Source organism: Paraburkholderia sp. BL10I2N1, assembly GCF_004361815.1.
Taxonomy (GTDB): domain Bacteria; phylum Pseudomonadota; class Gammaproteobacteria; order Burkholderiales; family Burkholderiaceae; genus Paraburkholderia.
The window spans coordinates 1,895,753-1,914,277 of sequence record NZ_SNWA01000001.1 but is presented as its reverse complement, the minus strand read 5'-3'; the positions used below and the strand labels follow the sequence as shown (position 1 = coordinate 1,914,277).

Here is an 18,525-nt window from a genome sequence, read left to right as displayed (position 1 = left end):
CGCCCCCAGGTTAACCACTGCGAACGGCGAACCCTCGATGACCAAGAAAGTTTATGTAAAGACCTTTGGCTGCCAGATGAACGAGTACGACTCCGACAAGATGATCGACGTGCTCGGTGCGGCTGAAGGCCTCGTGAAGACCGACTCCCCGGAAGACGCGGACGTCATTCTCTTCAACACCTGCTCCGTGCGCGAAAAGGCGCAGGAAAAAGTCTTCTCCGACCTCGGCCGCGTGCGCGAGCTGAAGGAAGCGAAACCGGATCTGATCATCGGCGTCGGCGGCTGCGTGGCGAGCCAGGAAGGCGCATCGATCGTGGCGCGTGCGCCGTATGTCGATCTCGTGTTCGGCCCGCAGACGCTGCACCGGCTGCCGCAGATGATCGACCAGCGCCGCGCCAGCGGTCGCGCGCAGATCGACATTTCGTTCCCCGAAATCGAGAAGTTCGATCACCTGCCGCCGGCGCGCGTCGAAGGCCCGAGCGCGTTCGTGTCGATCATGGAAGGCTGCAGCAAGTACTGCAGCTACTGCGTCGTGCCCTACACGCGCGGCGAAGAAGTGTCGCGCCCGCTCGACGACGTGCTGACCGAAATCGCCGGTCTCGCCGATCAGGGCGTGCGCGAAGTGACGCTGCTCGGCCAGAACGTGAACGCGTATCGCGGCGCGCTCACCATCGGCTCGTCGGACATCGCCGACTTCGCGACGCTGATCGAATACGTCGCCGATATTCCGGGCATCGAACGGATCCGCTACACGACGTCGCATCCGAAAGAATTCACGCAGCGCCTGATCGACACGTATGCGAAGGTGCCGAAGCTCGTGAACCACCTGCATCTGCCGGTGCAGCATGGCTCCGATCGCATCCTGATGGCGATGAAGCGCGGCTATACGGTGCTCGAGTACAAGTCGGTGATCCGCCGGCTGCGTGCGATCCGCCCGGACCTGTCGCTGTCGACGGACATGATCGTCGGCTTCCCCGGCGAGACCGAAGAAGACTTCGACAGGATGATGACGCTGATCCACGAGATGAGCTACGACACGAGCTTCTCATTCATCTACAGCCCGCGCCCCGGCACGCCGGCCGCGAACCTGCACGACGATACGCCGCGCGAAGTGAAGCTGAAACGTCTGCAGCACCTGCAGGCGACGATCGAGGAAAACGTCGCGCGGATCAGCCAGTCGATGGTCGGCAAGGTCGAGCGCATTCTGGTCGAAGGGCCGTCGCGCAAGGACCCGTCCGAACTCGCCGGCCGTACCGAGAACAACCGCGTGGTGAATTTCCCGGCGCCGCCCGCGTCGCACGCGCGGCTGATCGGCCAGATGATCGACGTGAAGATCAATCACGCCTATCCGCATTCGCTGCGCGGCGAACTCGTGCTGATGCACGACAGCGCGCCGCAAACCGCTCATTAAGCGCTCCGACTACCGACAGGATCGACCCCCCGCCTTGAAGACCACCCAGCATCTGGAATTCACCGCGCCGCGCGAAGACAATGCGCGGCTTGCCAACCTCTGCGGCCCGCTCGACGAAAACCTGAGGCAGATCGAGCAGGCGCTCGACGTCACGCTGCAACGCCGCGGCGATCGCATCAGCATTCGCGGACGCGGCGCGAAAGTCGCGCTCACGGCACTCGAGAACTTCTACAACAGCGCGCGCGAGCCGCTGTCTGTCGACGATATCCAGCTTGCGCTCGTCGAAGCGCGTCATCCGGCGCGGGTTCGTGGGAATGGCGCAAACGACGCCGATGTGCGCTTTCGTCACGACCCGGATCACCCGTTCGACGAACCGGCGGACACCGGCGACGAAGATCTCGAAGAACTCGGTCCCAAGCTGTACACGCGCCGCGCCGATCTGCGCGGCCGCACGCCGGCGCAACGCGAGTACCTGAAGCAGATCGTGTCGCACGACGTGACGTTCGGCGTCGGACCGGCGGGCACGGGCAAGACCTATCTGGCCGTCGCCTGCGCGGTCGATGCACTGGAGCGCGACCAGGTGAAGCGCATCGTGCTGACGCGTCCCGCGGTCGAAGCGGGTGAGCGGCTGGGGTTTCTGCCGGGCGATCTCGCGCAGAAGGTCGATCCGTATCTGCGCCCGCTCTATGACGCCCTGTACGACCTGCTCGGTTTCGACAAGACCGCGAAGATGTTTGAGCGCCAGATGATCGAAATCGCGCCGCTCGCGTACATGCGCGGCCGCACACTGAATCACGCGTTCATCATTCTCGACGAGGCGCAGAACACCACGCCCGAGCAGATGAAGATGTTCCTCACGCGGATTGGCTTCGGCTCGAAGGCCGTGGTGACCGGCGACACGACCCAGGTCGACCTGCCGCGCGGCCACAAGAGCGGGCTGATCGAGGCGCAGCAGGTGCTGTCGAACGTGCGCGGCATTGCGCTCACGCGCTTTACCAGCGTGGACGTCGTGCGGCATCCGCTCGTTGCGCGGATCGTCGAGGCGTACGATGCCCACTCGAAGAAGGACGAAGCCCCGTCCGACGCCCGCTAGTTCCAACGACCCACGCATTCGCATGAGCCGCGCCCCCAAACTGACGCTGAACCTGCAATTTCCGGCTTCGAAAGCCTGGCCCGGGCACAAGGCGATCCTGCCGCGCGCGACTGTCGCCGGCTGGATCAAGGCCGCGCTCTTCGCGGATGCCGAACTGACGATACGCTTCGTCGATGCCGAAGAAGGGCGCACGCTGAACCGCACTTATCGCGGCAAGGATTACGCAACCAACGTGCTCACGTTCGCCTACGCCGAATCCGAGGACGATCCGGTAACGGGCGATCTGATCCTGTGCTGTCCGGTGGTCGAGAAAGAAGCCGCCGAACAGGGCAAGCCGCTCGAAGCCCACTATGCGCATCTTCTGGTCCACGGCACGCTGCACGCGCAGGGTTACGATCACGAGGTCGAGGAAGAAGCGCAGGAAATGGAAGGCATCGAAACGGAAATCCTGACAAGACTCGGCTTCCCGAACCCTTACTGACCGGCCTCAATACGCCCCGAACCAGACCGTGAACGCCCCCTGTTCCGACCCCGCCGACCGCCGCTACGCCCCCTGCCCCGACTATCCGCCGTCGCTCGGCGAATCGCGGCTTCTGACGGACGAGGAGCTGAACGCGTCGCTGGAATGCACGTTGCGTTCGTGGGACCGGACCACCGACCTGTGGCTCTTTGGTTATGGGTCGCTCATCTGGAATCCCGGCCTGCCGACGCTGGAAGCGATGCGCTCGAAGGTGCACGGCTATCACCGCGGGCTTTACCTTTGGTCGCGTGTGAATCGCGGCACGCCTGAACAGCCCGGTCTCGTGCTTGCGCTCGACCGCGGCGGTTCGTGCATCGGCATCGCGTTCCGGCTCGCCGCCGATGGCGCGATGCCGCATCTGCAGGCGCTCTGGCGCCGCGAGATGGCGATGGGCTCGTACCGGCCCGCATGGCTGCCGTGCGTGCTCACCGACGGCCGCCGCGTCGATGCGCTCGCGTTCGTGATGAGGCGCGATGTGCCGAGCTACACCGGCAAGCTGCACGACGAGGTCGTGAAAGCCGTGCTTGGCTGCGCGAGCGGCCGCTACGGCACGACGCTCGACTACGTGAGCCGCACGGTCGCCGCGCTGCGTGAAAGCGGCATGCCGGACCGCGCACTGGAAGCGCTGCTCGAGCGCTGCCGACGGGGCATCTGAGGCCCTCGGCGGCCCGCACGGCGCGCACACTCACCGTCCCTCTCACGCGCTGCCCGCTGGCGCACCTGTGAACACACCCATTTTTGGCCGGAAACCCCGCGCCATCCGATCTGCGATAGGATGGTAGCCAGCCTCGCACATGGGCCCGCTTCCAGCGGTGCCGTCCGGACGTCCGCAACCACGCCACCTGACCGACCAGGTGCGGCCGGACACGGAGCCGCCATGTGCGTGGTGTATCCTTAATGCTCTGCCACAGCGCGCCCAGTCTTGCCGGGCGCACCACCATGAACGACACGTATCCCAGTCGACGCCAAACCGGCAAACCAACTGAAAAGCGCTCGCTCCTCGAGCGACTGACCGACTTCATTTCGCCCGAGCCCGACACCCGCGGCGAACTCCTCGAAATCCTGCAGGACGCGCACGAACGCAACCTGATCGATGCGGACTCGCTGTCGATGATCGAAGGCGTGTTCCAGGTTTCTGAGCTTTGCGCGCGCGACATCATGGTCCCGCGCGCCCAGATGGACGCGATCAACATCGCGGAAACCCCTGCCGAATTCATTCCTTACGTGCTGGACAAGGAGCACTCGCGCTATCCGGTGTACGAAGGCAATCGCGACAACATCATCGGCGTGCTGCTCGCGAAAGATCTGTTGCGTTATTACGCCGAGGAAGAATTCGACGTGCGCGGCATGCTTCGCCCCGCCGTGTTCATTCCTGAATCGAAACGCCTGAACGTGCTGCTGCACGACTTCCGCGTGAACCGCAATCACATCGCGATCGTCGTCGACGAATATGGCGGCGTCGCGGGCCTCATCACGATTGAAGATGTGCTGGAACAGATCGTCGGCGACATCGAGGACGAATACGATTTCGACGAGGAAAGCGGCAACATCATCGCGTCGCCGGACGGGCGCTACCGCGTGCGCGCGCTGACCGAGATCGAGCAGTTCAACGAAGCGTTCGGCACGCACTACCCGGACGAGGAAGTCGACACGATCGGCGGCCTCATCACGCATCATTTCGGGCGCGTGCCGCATCGCGGCGAAAAGGTGCGCATCGACGACCTGATTTTCGAGATCCTGCGCGGCGACGCCCGGCAGATCCACATGCTGCTCGTGCGCCGCGATCCGATGGCGGGCCAGCGCGAGCGCGACGCCCAGCACGTCCAGACCTGACTTCCTATCACTTTTCCCGCCGACCGCGTACCGATGGCCGACCCGATCTCCTCCCGTCTGCGCCGTGGCGTGACGTCCGCACCCGCAGAAGCGGGCGGACGCACGCTGCCGCGCTGGCACTACCTCGTTGCGCTGGTTGCCGGCGCGGCGAACACGCTTTCCTTTGCACCGACACCGCATGGCGGCTGGCTTCAGCTTGCGATCTTCGTGTTCCTGTTTGCGTGGCTCACGCGCACGACCGGCTGGAAGAGCGCGGCGCTGACAGGCGGCGCGTTCGGCTTCGGCAATTTCGTCACCGGCGTGTGGTGGCTGTACGTCAGCATGCATTTCTACGGCGGGATGGCGGCGCCGCTCGCAAGCGCCGCGCTCGTGCTGTTCTCGCTGTACCTCGCGCTCTATCCGGCGCTGGCGGCTGGCGTGTGGTCGTTTTGCGCCGGCCACGCAAGCAACGGCAAACTCAGCGACCAGCCTTTTTCGCCGACATGGCACGGCGCGTTCGCGTTCGCGAGCGCCTGGGCGATCGGCGAATGGCTGCGCGGCACCGTGTTCACAGGCTTTCCGTGGCTTGCGACCGGTTACGCCCAGGTCGATGGCCCGCTCTCCGGCTTTGCGCCCGTGGCGGGCGTCTACGGCGTCGGCTGGATGGTCGCGCTTGTCGCTGCGCTGGTCGTTCAGGCGCTCGCACAGGCGCGCGAGCCCGTCGCATCCGAAGGCAAGCGAAACAGCGGACGCGTTCTGCGCGCAGGCACCCCTGCCGCAGTCGCGGTGATCCTGCTTGTATCCGGCATGCTGCTGGCGCTCGTTCAATGGACGGTGCCGTCCAACGCGCCGCTCACGGTGCGTCTGCTGCAGGGTAATGTGAAACAGGACATGAAGTTCGAAGAAGCAGGCGTCATGGCGGCGATCTCCGAGTTTCAGCAGATGATCACCGCCAGGCCCGCCGACCTGATCATCACGCCGGAAACCGCGATTCCCGTCCTTGCGCAGCAAATCCCGCAATCGTTCGCGGTGGCCATTCGTGAGTTCGCCGATTCCACCGGGTCATCGATCCTGTTCGGCGCCGTCGGTGGCACGATCACGCCGGAAGGCCACGTCGTCGACTATACGAACAGCCTGTTCGGCGTCACACCGGGTTCGCGCGACGTATTCCGCTACGACAAGCATCATCTGGTGCCGTTCGGCGAGTTCGTGCCCTGGGGATTCCGCTGGTTCGTCAACCTGATGAATATTCCGCTCGGCGACTTCGCACGGGGCGGGCCGGTGCAGAAGACGTTCCTCGTGCATAACCAGCCGATTGCGGTGGATATCTGCTACGAAGACATCTTCGGCGAAGAGATCGCCCGCACCATACGCGAGAGCGACACGCCAGCCGGCGTGCTCGTCAATACGACGAATCTGGCCTGGTTTGGCGATACGATCGCGCTCGATCAGCACCTGCAAATCGCACGCATGCGCTCCCTCGAAACCGGCCGCCCGATGCTGCGCGCGACGAACACCGGCACGACCGCCGCCATCGACGCACAAGGCAACGTGATCGGGCGCCTGCCGCCCTTCACGACCGGCTCGCTCGACGTCACGGTGCAGGGGACGTCGGGCAATACGCCGTATCTGGTCAGCGGCAACAATACGGCGCTCGCGGTTTCACTGCTGCTGCTTGCGTTTGGTTTTGCGTTTTCGCCAGCGCGCACTGAAGCGCGACGCAGGAACGGCGGTCAGTAACCTCATACCGCCCGGCCGCCGCCGCCGATTCCTGCCCCCAAAAAGGACGCACCCCGCGCCCTTTCCGTTAAAATCCAACGTTTAGCACTTTGCTCCACGGCTGCCCCGCGCGTCCAGGCGCCTGCGGCGCGGCCTCCTGCCTGAAAGGCACTTCATGCTCACGTTTCAGCAAATCATCCTGACGCTGCAATCCTATTGGGACAAGCAGGGTTGCGCGCTGCTCCAGCCGATCGACATGGAAGTCGGCGCGGGCACGTCCCACGTTCATACGTTCCTGCGCGCCATTGGTCCCGAGCCGTGGCGCGCCGCCTACGTGCAACCGTCGCGGCGCCCGAAGGACGGCCGCTATGGCGAGAATCCGAACCGCCTGCAGCACTACTACCAGTACCAGGTCGTACTGAAGCCGGCGCCGGAAAACATCCTCGACCTGTACCTCGGCTCACTCGAAGCGCTCGGCTTCGACCTGAAGCAGAACGATGTGCGCTTCGTCGAAGACGACTGGGAAAACCCGACCCTCGGCGCATGGGGTCTTGGCTGGGAAGTGTGGCTGAACGGCATGGAAGTCACGCAGTTCACGTATTTCCAGCAGGTCGGCGGCCTCGACTGCAAGCCGGTGCTCGGCGAAATCACCTACGGGCTCGAGCGTCTCGCGATGTATCTGCAAAAGGTCGAGAACGTCTACGACCTCATCTGGACCGAGTGGGAAGAGCAAGGGCCGAACGGTCCGGAGCTGCGCCGCCTGACCTACGGCGACGTGTACCACCAGAACGAAGTCGAACAGTCGACGTACAACTTCGAACAGGCGAACGTCGATCTGCTATTCACGTTCTTCAACAGCTACGAAGCGGAAGCGAAGCGCATGATCGAAGCACAGATCGCGCTGCCCGCCTATGAACTGGTGCTTAAGGCCGGTCACACGTTCAACCTGCTCGATGCGCGCGGCGCGATCTCCGTGACCGAACGCGCCGCCTACATCGGCCGCATCCGCGCGCTGTCGCGCCTTGTCGCGCAGGCTTACTACGATTCGCGCGAGAAGCTCGGCTTCCCGATGCTCGGCAATCCAGTGCACGGCGTGCCCGGCCTCACGACCGATGCACAGGACGCCGCAATGCCTGCCTGGGCACCGCCGCTCAAAGTCGAACGCAAGATCGACCAGGACTGACGAGACCACGAACACATGACTCATCCCCAACACACCCTGCTCGTCGAACTGCTGACCGAGGAACTGCCGCCGAAAGCGCTCGCGCGCCTGGGCGATGCGTTCGCCGAGGGCGTCGCCCAGCGCCTCGCGGCGCGCGACCTGATCGATGGCGAGCCGTCGTTTGAGCGTTATGCGACGCCGCGCCGGCTCGCGATCGTGATCAAGAACGTGCGCGCCGTTGCGCCCGAAAAGCATGTGCGCGAAAAAGTGCTGCCGGTGTCGGTGGCACTCGACGCGAACGGCCAGCCCACCGCACCGCTCGCGAAGAAGCTCGCGGCGCTTGGCTTCCCCGATTTCTCGGTGAGCGACCTCGAACGCGCCTCCGACGGCAAGGCCGAAGCGTTCTTCCTGCGCTACGCGGCGCCCGGCGCGACGCTGACCGAAGGACTGCAGGCAGCGCTCGACGAGACGCTAGCGAAACTGCCGATCCCGACGCCCATGACGTACCAGCGCCCCGACGGCACCAGCGTGCAGTTCGTGCGCCCGGTGCACCGTCTGACCGCACTGCATGGCGAGCAGGTCGTGCCCATCACGACGCTCGGCATCGACGCAGACGATACGACGCTCGGCCATCGTTTCCTGTCGGACGGCCTCGTGAATATCCAGCACGCCGACTTGTACGCCGAGACGCTGATGCACAAGGGTCACGTGATCGCGAATTTCGCCGACCGCAAGGAAATGATCCGCACGCATCTGTTCGCACAGGCCAATGGCGACAAGGTCGTCATGCCCGAGGCCCTGCTGGATGAAGTGACGTCGCTGGTCGAATGGCCGGTCGTCTACTCGTGCCGTTTCGAAGACGAGTTCCTGCAGGTGCCGCAGGAGTGTCTGATCCTCACGATGCAGACCAACCAGAAATACTTCGCACTCACCGACGAAGCCGGCAAGCTGCGCTCGCGCTTTCTGATCGTGTCGAACATCGAGACGAAGACACCACGCGACATCATCGAAGGCAATGAGCGCGTCGTGCGACCACGTCTTGCCGATGCGAAGTTCTTCTTCGAACATGACAAGAAGAAGCCGCTCGCCGAGCGCGTGCCGCTGCTCGCAAACGTCGTGTATCACAACAAGCTGGGCTCGGCCCTGCAACGCACCGAACGCGTCGAAGCGCTAGCCGGTGCGATCGCCGCGATGATGGGCGCCAACGTTGCGCTGGCCCAGCGTGCCGCGCGTCTGGCGAAGGCGGATCTGATTACCGACATGGTCGGCGAATTCCCCGAACTGCAAGGCACGATGGGCACGTACTACGCGCGCCACGACGGCGAGCCGGAAGAAGTGGCGCTCGCCTGCTCGGAGCACTATCAGCCGCGCTTTTCCGGCGATGCGCTGCCGGCCACTGCCACTGGCACGGCCGTCGCGCTGGCCGACAAGCTCGAGACGCTCGTCGGTATCTGGGGCATCGGCCTGCAACCGAGCGGCGAAAAAGATCCGTTCGCACTGCGTCGCCATGCGCTGGGCGTACTGCGTATCCTCGTCGAGAAGCAGTTGCCGGTTGACCTCGTCGAACTGCTGAAAGTGGCGTACGCAACGTTCGCCTCGGTGCCGAGTGTTGCGGATTCGACGGCTGCGATCTACGAATTCTGTATGGACCGTCTGCGTGGCCTGCTGCGCGAACGCAGCTACGCCGTGGGTGAAATCGACGCCGTGCTGGCCCTGAACCCGACGCGCCTCGACGACATCGTCGCGCGTCTGGACGCCGTTCGCGAATTCGCAGCGCTCACCGAGGCGGCATCGCTCGCGGCGGCGAACAAGCGGATCTCGAACATCCTGAAGAAGTCGGACGGCGCGACGGCAAGCAATGTAGAGGTTGCGCTATTCGTCGAGCCGGCGGAGAAGGCACTCTATGCGCAACTGGAACAGGTCGCGCCGAGCGTGCAATCGCAACTCACGGAACGCAACTACACGGGCGCGCTCACCGCGCTCGCGGCGCTGCGCGAACCGGTCGATACGTTCTTCAATGACGTCATGGTCAACGCGGAAGATCCCGCGTTGCGTGCGAACCGTCTGGCCTTGCTCGGCGCGCTGCATCAGCAGATGAACTGCGTCGCCGACATCTCCAGGCTTGCTGCCTGAGCACCGCGCCATGCCGACCAGCCATAGGAAGATCGTGGTCCTCGACCGCGACGGCGTGATCAACGTCGATTCGGACGCGTACATCAAATCGCCAGACGAATGGGTCGCCCTGCCCGGTGCGCTCGAAGCGATCGCTCGCCTGAACCAGGCGGGCTATCGCGTGGCGGTCGCCACGAACCAGTCGGGCATCGGTCGTGGTCTTTTCGACATGGCCGCATTGAACGCGATGCATCTGAAGATGCACAAGATGGCGGCGCATGTCGGCGGACGAATCGATGCCGTGTTCTTCTGCCCGCACACATCGGAAGACCAGTGCGAATGTCGCAAGCCGAGACCCGGCATGCTGAAGATGATCGCTGAACGGTTCGAGATCGATCCGGCGGAAACGCCGGTCGTCGGCGATTCGCTGCGCGATCTGCAGGCAGGCGCTGTGCTTGGCTTTATCCCCCACCTCGTGCTGACCGGCAAAGGCCGGAAGACGCTCGCCGCCGGCGGCCTGCCCGAGGGCACGCAGGTGCATGCGGACCTGCGCGCCTTCGCGCTGGATTTCCTTTCTGAAGAACACGAGTGATGCGGCCAGCGCATTCCTTTTTTTGAACGACCACCCCCAATGCGCTTCCTTCGATCACTGTTGCTGCTGATCTACTTCGTCGTCTTCACGGTGCCGTACGCAATCGCGTGCTTTGTCGCGTTCCCGTTCATGAAAGCCGATAGCCGGTACTGGATGGCGGCCGGCTGGTGCCGCGCGACGCTCACGGTCGTGCGCTGGTTGAACGGCATCCGCTACCGGGTCGAAGGCCGGGAGAATCTGCCCGAGGGGCCCGCGGTGCTGCTGTCGAAGCATCAGTCGGCGTGGGAGACGCTCGCGTTTCCGGCGTTGATGCCGCGCCCCCTTTGCTATGTGTTCAAGCGTGAACTGCTCTATGTGCCCTTCTTCGGCTGGGCGCTCGGCATGCTGAAGATGGTTCACATCGACCGCAAGGAAGGCAAGTACGCATTCGAGTCCGTGACGAAGCAGGGCAAGGCGCGCATGGAAGAAGGCGCGTGGGTCATCATGTTCCCGGAGGGCACGCGCACGCCGACCGGCAAGCAAGGCAAGTACAAGACTGGCGGCGCGCGCTTCGCCATCGCAACGGGCGCGCCGGTCGTACCGATCGCGCACAACGCAGGGCGCGTGTGGCCGCGCAACTCGTTCACCAAATATCCGGGTATAGTCACAGTTTCGATTGGCAAGCCGATCGAAACGAAGGGGCTCACGCCCGATGAAGTGAACACGCGCGTCGAAACGTGGATCGAAGCAGAAATGCGCCGCATCGACCCTGCCGCGTACCGTGCGGCGGAAAGCACGCCTGCCACTGCCCGAATCTGACGCGCACGCCGCACGCGGCGTATTGCGCGAAGCCGAATCCGATGCAGAAGTCTCCCACGCCGCAGCCCGCTGCGGCGCTCGATAGCCGGCAACTCGATCTGCCGCTCTTCGCCGAGCCGGCTGTCCCTACGCCGCCCTCCTCGTCCCCCGTATCGCCCTCTTCAACACCTTCAACGCCTTCGCCACCGAAGCCGGACGCGCTTCGCGCACCGGACGGCACGAAGCTGCGCAGCCTCACGCTCGGTTCGCAGACGCTGCACTATGTTCTGAAACGCTCGGCACGTCGTTCGATCGGTTTTGCCATCGACAGCACCGGCCTCACGATTACTGCTCCGCGATGGGTCACGCTTGCGGACATTGAAACCGCGATCACGGAAAAGCAGCGCTGGATTTTCACGAAGCTCAACGAATGGCAGAACCGCGTCGAGCAGCGCGCGTTGCCGCGCATCGACTGGAAAGATGGCGCGCAGGTGCCGTATCTTGGCCGTCCTGTCAGCGTGATGCTGGCCGCGTCGCACCGCGCGCTGACGTTCGATGCAGCGCGCGCGGCGCTCGCATTGCCCCTGCCGCCGCACGCCGATCCCCAGCAGATCAAGGATCGCGTGCAGGGCTGGTTGCAGGGCGAAGCGACGCGCATTTTCGGCGAGCGGCTCACGATCTATGCTGAGAAGCTGGGGGTCAGCTATCGCGCGTATGCGCTGTCGTCGGCGGCGACGCGTTGGGGCAGTTGTTCAAGCGACGGCAAGATCCGTCTGAACTGGCGGCTGATTCATTTTCCGCTGTCCATCATCGACTACGTGGTCGCTCACGAACTCGCACATCTGCGAGAAATGAACCACAGTCCACGTTTCTGGGAGACGGTCGAATCGATCTTTCCGGAATTCCGCGAGGCGCGGCAGACGCTCAAACATCATCCGCCGGAATTGCTGCCGACGCTTTGATGCCTGGGTGCGCGGCGACGAAGACATCGTCCACCGCGCTGAACGAAGACCGCTGGCGAGGTCTTCAGAAAAGCCCTTCAGACAGGCCTTATTTCTTCTTCTGGATGAATTCGATCTTGTAGCCATCCGGGTCGGTGACAAACGCGATCACGGTCGTGCCGTGTTTCATCGGACCAGCTTCCCGAACCACGTTGCCGCCCTGCGTCTTGATTCTTTCGCAGGCTGCATAGGCGTCATCGACTTCGATCGCCAGATGGCCGAAGCCTGTGCCGAGATCGTACGATTCCGTGTCCCAGTTGTGCGTGAGTTCGATCACGGTGCCGTCGCGCTCGTCGGTGTAGCCGACGAATGCCAGCGTGAACCTGCCATCCGGAAAGTCGTCGCGGCGCAGTACTTTCATGCCAAGCAGCTCCGTGTAGAAGGCGATCGAACGGTCCAGGTTGCCAACCCGGAGCATGGTGTGTAGCAGGCGCATGGTGTACTCCCTGTTGCTTGAAGTCGAGGACGTAAATGTACCCGGAATCCCATGCCTGTGCAGGAAGCAGGGCCATTTCCGGGCGAGCGTCGCGTCGTCTCAAAACTGATGCCGCAGCCCGGCCATCACACCCGGTTGCGTGCTTTTCTGCGCGAGCCCGATGCTGTTGACGCCCTGCAACTGCGCGCCGATCAAGCCCCCGTCGTACTTCGACCAGTCGCCTTCGAGGTAAACATCGGTGCGTTTCGACAGACTGTAATCGGCCACCAGCTGGTACTGCCAGGCGGAACCGTCCTGCGCGGGCGTCTTGCCGTCCTGCAGTGTGCGCCAGACGTTCGCGGCGAAATGCCAGGTATTGTCGAGCGCCTGGGTGATGCCGCCCATGATCATCCTGCGCCGCGAAAAGTCGGTGTACTTGAGCGCCGCCAGAACGGGCGCCGTGAAGGGACCATTGGCGAAAGTCGAGAATGCGGCATCGTTCTGATTGACGATATAGCCGACTGCGAAACGCGTCCTCGCCCATGTATAGGAGCCGCCGATCGTCCACGCCTTCGCGCTGCTGCCGTTGATCGAGTCTCTCGACACCTGATACGCGCCGCCCACGTTGATCGGGCCGCCGGCGGGTGCATAGGCGGCCGCCGCGCCGTACTGGCTGCCGTATGACATGTGGCCGGCCACACCACCGAACGCGTAGCCCGCCGAGAACAGGAAGTCGTGCGCACGCGCCTGATACTGCACCTGATTGCTGGTCCAGATGCCGCCCGACATCGTCACTTCAGGCTGGAAGCTGAAATCGTAGGGAATCCACGGGTTGCTGCCATAGCCGCCGACCGTGATCCCTTCGATCATCACGTTGACCTGGCGCCCCATGATGATCTGGCCGTACGTCGTGGAACGCACGCCGACCTGCGCCTCGTTGAAGAACGGCAGCGTCGGATCGCTCTGGCCTGTGTTGACGAAGAAGCGGTTTTCGAGCTTGAAGAAGGTGGACCAGCCACCGCCGAGATCCTCGACGCCTTTCAGGCCCCACCGGCTCTGGCTTATCCCGCCGACGCCCAGGCCCACTTTCGAATCGCCGGCCTGATTGACGTTGGTCATGTAGCGAATGCTTTCGTCGACAATCCCATACAACGTGACACTCGACTGCGCGCGCACTGTCTGGCAGACCAGCGCGATGGGCAGCCATGCTGCAACTCTCCACCTGCTCGACGTCGTCATACAGTCTCCTGGTAGCGAGCCGCGAGCCTGTCGCGTTGCGGCGCAGCCGTTGCGTTGCCATGGCGATTCCGTTCCAACATCTCGTGCAGCGGGGATTATGGCGCGCCAGTGCTCGCGGCGTCACGCGTTCGCAAGCGCGGTGTGGTGTGAATGCATATCCAGTACGCATAGGACTTCAGAGTCCTGCGGTCCAGCCGACCCTCACAATGGGCACCCGTCGCAGCCGGAGTCATCGCCACGGCTGCGGCGTTTTGATATGGTATGGGCCTCACTCACAACAGTTCCTGTCGAACCCTTACAGTGCGCCCATCGTTCTGTTCGCTCGCGGTAACGCCATGAGTACCGCCACCCTGTCCGCACGTCGTGCGCCCGATACCTTTGCTATCGTCCTGATGATCGTGCTGTGCGCAATCTGGGGCCTGCAGCAGGTCGCCATCAAAAGCACCAACGCCGCACTTGCACCGGTCTTTCAGGCGGGGCTACGCTCAGCGATTGCCGCGCTGCTCGTGTACGGCTGGGCAGGCCTGCGTGGCACGCCACTGTTTCGCAACGACGGCACGCTCGGCGCGGGTCTGCTGGCCGGCGTCCTGTTTGCCGGCGAGTTTGTCTGCATCTTTCTCGGCCTGACGCTCACCAGCGCATCGCGCATGGCCATCTTCCTGTACACCGCGCCGTGCTTCACCGCACTCGGACTGCACTGGTTCGTCGAAGGCGAGCACATACGGCGCACACAATGGATCGGCGTGCTCGTCGCCTTCAGCGGCATGGCGCTCGCGTTCGCGGACGGCTTTACGCGCGCCAGTGGAGCAAGTCACCAGTCGATGCTGACAGGCATCGCGGGCGACGCGCTCGGTGTGCTGGGCGGGATCGCGTGGGCCGCCACGACTGTCGTCGTGCGTTCGACGCGCCTTGCACAATCGAGCGCGAGCAAGACGCTGTTTTATCAGCTGGCGGTATCTGCGGTAGTGTTGCTGGCGCTCGCGGCGCTGCTCGGGCAGGTGCGAGTCGAGGTGGTCACGCCGCTCGCCGTGGTGAGTCTCGCGTATCAGGCGGTGGTGGTCGCGTTTGTCAGCTATCTGATCTGGTTCTGGCTGTTGACGCGTTACATGGCATCGAGACTGTCGGTCTTCTCGTTTCTGACGCCGCTCTTCGGGGTGACATTTGGTGTACTGCTGCTTGGCGAGTCGTTCAGCCTGCGGTTTCTGATGGCGGCCGGGCTCGTGCTGGCCGGCATCGCGCTCGTCAATGCGCCGGCCCGACGAAGCGAAGTACGAGCCTGACAACCCATGCTGCGAACGCCTGGCCCGGAGCCAGCGACACCTGGTGCGGCCTCGCGACCCCTGGTCGCAGGCTGGCCTCGCCAGCTAGCCTGCCGCGTCTGCGCCGGGGCTGGCGGATGAAGATGCAGCCACCACGGCTTGCGCAACCCGCACGTACTCGTCGACCGGCACGTCTTCCGCGCGGCGCTGCAGATCGAATCCGAGCGCCTCGAAGTCGACCGTATCGCGATATGCGGACAGCGTGTTGCGCAACATCTTGCGACGCTGCGAAAACGCGGCGGTCACGACCTCGCCGAGGACACGCACATCGACATCGGCAAGCTCATGCGGCGCGTACGGAATCATGCGCACGATCGCCGAATTCACCTTCGGCGGCGGCTGGAAAGATTCGGGCGGCACGTCGAGCAATTTGTCGATCACGTAGCGGTACTGCAGCATCACAGAGAGCCGGCCGAATGCCTTGCTGCCAGGTTCGGCCACCATCCGCTCGACCACTTCATCCTGAAGCATGAAATGCTGGTCGATCACGACAGGTGCGAACGTCGTGAGGTGGAACAGCAGCGGGCTCGAAATGTTGTACGGCAGATTGCCGACGATTCGCAGCGACGGCTTGTCGCCGGGCGCGGCGAGCGAGCCGAAGTCGAAGGCGAGCGCGTCGCCCGCGTGCAGTTCGAGCAGTTCACCGAACTGCTTCGTGAGACGCACAATCAGGTCGCGGTCGAGTTCGACTGCGTGCAGCGGCGCGTCGGGTGTCGCGAGACGCTCGATCAGCGGCCCGGTGAGCGCGCCGAGGCCCGGCCCGATCTCGACCATGCGTTCGCCGCGCTGCGGACGGATCACATCGACGATCGAATCGATCACACCCATGTCGACCAGAAAATTCTGTCCGAACCGCTTGCGCGCGAAATGGCCCTGGTGCTGCCGGCTGCTGGAGCTGTTAGACATCGAAAGACAATAAAAAAGATTCAGGTCGCGCGACGATGGCGCGCCATCGAAACGGCGGTGTCGATAGCGGCGATCAGGCTGCCCGAGTCGGCGCGGCCAGTGCCCGCGAGATCGAGCGCGGTGCCGTGGTCGACCGAAGTACGGATGATCGGCAGTCCGAGCGTAATGTTGATGCCTTCGCCGAAGGTTGCATATTTCAGGACCGGCAGCCCCTGGTCGTGGAACATCGCGAGCACGCAGTCGGCGTCTTTCAGATAACGCGGCTGGAACAGCGTATCGGCTGGATACGGGCCGCGCGCATCGATGCCCTGCCCGTTCGCCTCTTTGAGCGCAGGCGTAATGACGTCGATTTCCTCACGACCCAGATAGCCGTTTTCACCGGCATGGGGATTGAGGCCGGTGACAAGAATACGCGGCGCCGGCAGGCCGAAGTGATGACGCAGATCGTGATCGATGATGCGCAGCGTTTCGACAAGGCCGTCGATCGTCAGCGCCGCCGAAACGTCCTTCAGCGGCAGATGGGTCGTCGCAAGCGCCACACGCAGCGGCCGCGGGCCGCTGCCGGCCAGCATCATCACGACGCGCGGCGTATGCGTACGCTCCGCCAGATATTCGGTGTGACCGGTGAACGGAACACCCGCGTCGTTGATCGTGCTTTTTTGCAGGGGCGCAGTAACGATGGCGTCGAACGCACCTGATACTGCGCCGTCGATCGCCTCGTCGAGCAGCGTCAGCACGTAGCGGCCATTCGCTGCGTCGAGCCGCCCCGCCTGCGAGGGCACACCGAGCGGCACGTGCTGCATGCGCACGCGGTCTTTGGGAAGGTGCGCCCAGTCGACGGCGACGGCCCTCGCCCGCCCGGCGAGCAGGTCCGCATCGCCCAGCACCGTGAACTGCGCGTCGGGCCAATGCGCCGCCGCGCCCGCCAGCGCCTGTGCCGTCAGTTCCGGGCCGACCCCAGCGGGTTCGCCGGTCGTGATGGCAATCTGCAGCGGTACACCTTGCGGGCGGGCGGTAGGATTCATGATCGGTTATTGCACGACAGGCGTGCCGAGCTTGTAGTCGATGTAGGCCGTGTCGCGCAACTGCCGCAGCCAGTCGGCGTAGGCCTGTTCGGCCTTGCGCTGACCGATCGCCTGACGCGCGAGATCCATCTGCTGTGAAATCGAACCTTCGGCGTCGCGGCGGCCGAGCACCTGGATCAGGTGGTAGCCGTACTCGCTGCGCACCGGTTCGCTGATCTGGTTGTCCTGCAGCGCGTTCATGGCGCGCTCGAATTCGGGCACGGTCTCACCCGGGCTGATCCAGCCGAGGTCGCCGCCCTGCGACGACGAACCGTCCTGCGAGTAGGTGCGGGCAAACTTGCCGAAGTCGCCGCCGGCCAGCACCTCGCGCTTGATTTCGAGCAGCTTCTCGCGCGCAGCCGGTTCAGACATGCCGTCGCCGACGCGCAGCAGGATGTGGCGCACGTGCGTCTGCACGAGCTTCGGCGCATCAGCCGAAGTTGCGCTCTGGCCGCTGCGGCGCTCGACGAGACGGACGATCTCGAAACCGTCATTCGTGCGGATCACCGACGGATTCACCTGGCCCGGACGCAGCGTCGCCGCCGCCGTCACGAACTCGGGCGGCAGCTTCGATTGCGCCTGGAAGCCCATGTCGCCGCCTTTGGATGCATCGGCTGCCTGCGAATTCGCCTTCGCGAGCTTTTCGAAATTCGCCCCTCCCGTCGCTTCCTTAAGAAGGGAGTCGGCTTTTTGCTGGGCGGCCTCGATGTCCGTCTGCGCAGCGTTGAGCGGCGCCTTCAGCAGGATGTGTTCGAAGTGCAGGTCGCTCGTCACCCCGGCGTTCGGTCCGCGCTGGCTCGCGATGTAGTTCGCGACTTCGGCGTCGTTCACTGTCACCTTGCTGTCCACTTCCTTCTCGCGCAGACGCGACAAGGTCAACTCAGTGCGCGCATCGTTCGTGAACACGGACCAGGGCACGCCCTGAGCCTCGATCCGCGAGCGGTAGACGTCGAGCGTCATGTTGTTCGACTGGGCGAGGCGTTCCAGCGTCCTTTGCAAGGTGGCGTCGTCGACGGTGATGCCATCTTCTTTCGCTTTTTGCAGCTGGATGCGCTCCAGCACCATCTGGTTCAGCACCTGCTGGCGAAGCTGGTCCACCGGCGGAATAGGCGCGTTCTGTTGGGTCAGGCGATGCGAGATCATCCCGACGCGCTGATCGAGTTCGCGTTGCGTGATGACCCCGTTGTTCACCACGGCTGCAATGGTATCGACCGTCTGGCTGCTGCCGCCGCCCAGGGCCTGTGCCTGAGCGGGCGCAACCTGCAGAAAGGACGCGGCGGCAGCAAGACCTGCCACGAGCGTTGCCAAGCGAAGCTTTTTCATGATTGCCACAGATACTCCATTGAGGTCGGGCGCGCCTGGCCCGTCTTTTCGCATTTTGTT

The 18,525-nt window shown here is 63.9% G+C and carries 17 protein-coding genes; 12 read left to right on the top strand and 5 right to left on the bottom strand.

Annotation, left to right across the window (positions count from 1 at the left end):
* Positions 1 to 37 precede the first annotated feature (37 nt).
* The 11 genes from miaB (at position 38) to B0G77_RS08875 (ending at position 12,160) form a co-directional block, all read left to right on the top strand.
* Complete coding sequence (gene miaB / locus B0G77_RS08925) at positions 38 to 1,411, top strand: tRNA (N6-isopentenyl adenosine(37)-C2)-methylthiotransferase MiaB (RefSeq protein ID WP_133661815.1); 1,374 nt, start codon at positions 38 to 40, stop codon at positions 1,409 to 1,411.
* 34 nt (positions 1,412 to 1,445) lie between these two features.
* Positions 1,446 to 2,504, top strand: coding sequence for a PhoH family protein (locus B0G77_RS08920; RefSeq protein ID WP_133661814.1), 1,059 nt, complete (start codon positions 1,446 to 1,448; stop codon positions 2,502 to 2,504).
* 22 nt (positions 2,505 to 2,526) lie between these two features.
* Positions 2,527 to 2,985: an rRNA maturation RNase YbeY gene (gene ybeY / locus B0G77_RS08915; protein ID WP_133661813.1), complete on the top strand. Its 459-nt coding sequence runs from the start codon at positions 2,527 to 2,529 to the stop codon at positions 2,983 to 2,985.
* Between the two features lie 28 nt (positions 2,986 to 3,013).
* The gene (locus B0G77_RS08910) at positions 3,014 to 3,679 is read left to right on the top strand and encodes a gamma-glutamylcyclotransferase (RefSeq protein WP_133661812.1); all 666 of its coding nucleotides are present in this window, start codon (positions 3,014 to 3,016) and stop codon (positions 3,677 to 3,679) included.
* Between the two features lie 284 nt (positions 3,680 to 3,963).
* Positions 3,964 to 4,857, top strand: a complete 894-nt coding sequence (locus B0G77_RS08905) for a transporter associated domain-containing protein (RefSeq protein ID WP_133661811.1) — start codon at positions 3,964 to 3,966, stop codon at positions 4,855 to 4,857.
* Positions 4,858 to 4,890: 33 nt separating this feature from the next.
* Entirely contained in the window at positions 4,891 to 6,576 is a 1,686-nt protein-coding gene (lnt, locus tag B0G77_RS08900; protein ID WP_133661810.1) for an apolipoprotein N-acyltransferase, read from the top strand.
* A 154-nt stretch (positions 6,577 to 6,730) separates the two neighbouring features.
* Positions 6,731 to 7,738, top strand: a complete 1,008-nt coding sequence (gene glyQ, locus B0G77_RS08895; protein WP_133661809.1) for a glycine--tRNA ligase subunit alpha — start codon at positions 6,731 to 6,733, stop codon at positions 7,736 to 7,738.
* 15 nt (positions 7,739 to 7,753) lie between these two features.
* Complete coding sequence (gene glyS, locus B0G77_RS08890; protein ID WP_133661808.1) at positions 7,754 to 9,850, top strand: glycine--tRNA ligase subunit beta; 2,097 nt, start codon at positions 7,754 to 7,756, stop codon at positions 9,848 to 9,850.
* 10 nt (positions 9,851 to 9,860) lie between these two features.
* Positions 9,861 to 10,421, top strand: coding sequence for a D-glycero-beta-D-manno-heptose 1,7-bisphosphate 7-phosphatase (gmhB, locus tag B0G77_RS08885; RefSeq protein WP_133661807.1), 561 nt, complete (start codon positions 9,861 to 9,863; stop codon positions 10,419 to 10,421).
* Between the two features lie 39 nt (positions 10,422 to 10,460).
* Positions 10,461 to 11,219, top strand: a complete 759-nt coding sequence (locus B0G77_RS08880; RefSeq protein WP_133661806.1) for a lysophospholipid acyltransferase family protein — start codon at positions 10,461 to 10,463, stop codon at positions 11,217 to 11,219.
* Positions 11,220 to 11,260: 41 nt separating this feature from the next.
* The gene (locus B0G77_RS08875) at positions 11,261 to 12,160 is read left to right on the top strand and encodes a SprT family zinc-dependent metalloprotease (RefSeq protein ID WP_133661805.1); all 900 of its coding nucleotides are present in this window, start codon (positions 11,261 to 11,263) and stop codon (positions 12,158 to 12,160) included.
* Positions 12,161 to 12,248: 88 nt separating this feature from the next.
* Here the strand turns inward: B0G77_RS08875 and gloA are convergent, their stop codons facing one another.
* Together gloA and B0G77_RS08865 are read right to left on the bottom strand one after the other, a co-directional pair.
* On the bottom strand, positions 12,249 to 12,635 hold the full coding sequence (gene gloA / locus B0G77_RS08870; RefSeq protein WP_133661804.1) for a lactoylglutathione lyase: 387 nt from the start codon (positions 12,633 to 12,635) through the stop codon (positions 12,249 to 12,251).
* 99 nt (positions 12,636 to 12,734) lie between these two features.
* Complete coding sequence (locus B0G77_RS08865) at positions 12,735 to 13,853, bottom strand: porin (protein WP_133661803.1); 1,119 nt, start codon at positions 13,851 to 13,853, stop codon at positions 12,735 to 12,737.
* 335 nt (positions 13,854 to 14,188) lie between these two features.
* Between B0G77_RS08865 and B0G77_RS08860 the strand changes: the two genes are divergently transcribed.
* Positions 14,189 to 15,133, top strand: a complete 945-nt coding sequence (locus B0G77_RS08860) for a DMT family transporter (RefSeq protein ID WP_133661802.1) — start codon at positions 14,189 to 14,191, stop codon at positions 15,131 to 15,133.
* Between the two features lie 84 nt (positions 15,134 to 15,217).
* Here B0G77_RS08860 and rsmA read toward each other — a convergent pair whose 3' ends face one another.
* Genes rsmA through B0G77_RS08845 form a run of 3 tightly spaced genes read right to left on the bottom strand, consistent with a single transcriptional unit; the run spans position 15,218 to position 18,474 of the window.
* Entirely contained in the window at positions 15,218 to 16,078 is an 861-nt protein-coding gene (rsmA, locus tag B0G77_RS08855) for a 16S rRNA (adenine(1518)-N(6)/adenine(1519)-N(6))-dimethyltransferase RsmA (protein ID WP_133661801.1), read from the bottom strand.
* A gap of 20 nt (positions 16,079 to 16,098) precedes the next feature.
* On the bottom strand, positions 16,099 to 17,103 hold the full coding sequence (gene pdxA / locus B0G77_RS08850; RefSeq protein WP_133661800.1) for a 4-hydroxythreonine-4-phosphate dehydrogenase PdxA: 1,005 nt from the start codon (positions 17,101 to 17,103) through the stop codon (positions 16,099 to 16,101).
* Positions 17,104 to 17,109: 6 nt separating this feature from the next.
* A complete protein-coding gene (locus B0G77_RS08845; RefSeq protein WP_208116409.1) occupies positions 17,110 to 18,474 on the bottom strand; it encodes a peptidylprolyl isomerase in 1,365 nt (454 codons plus the stop codon).
* Positions 18,475 to 18,525 lie beyond the last annotated feature (51 nt).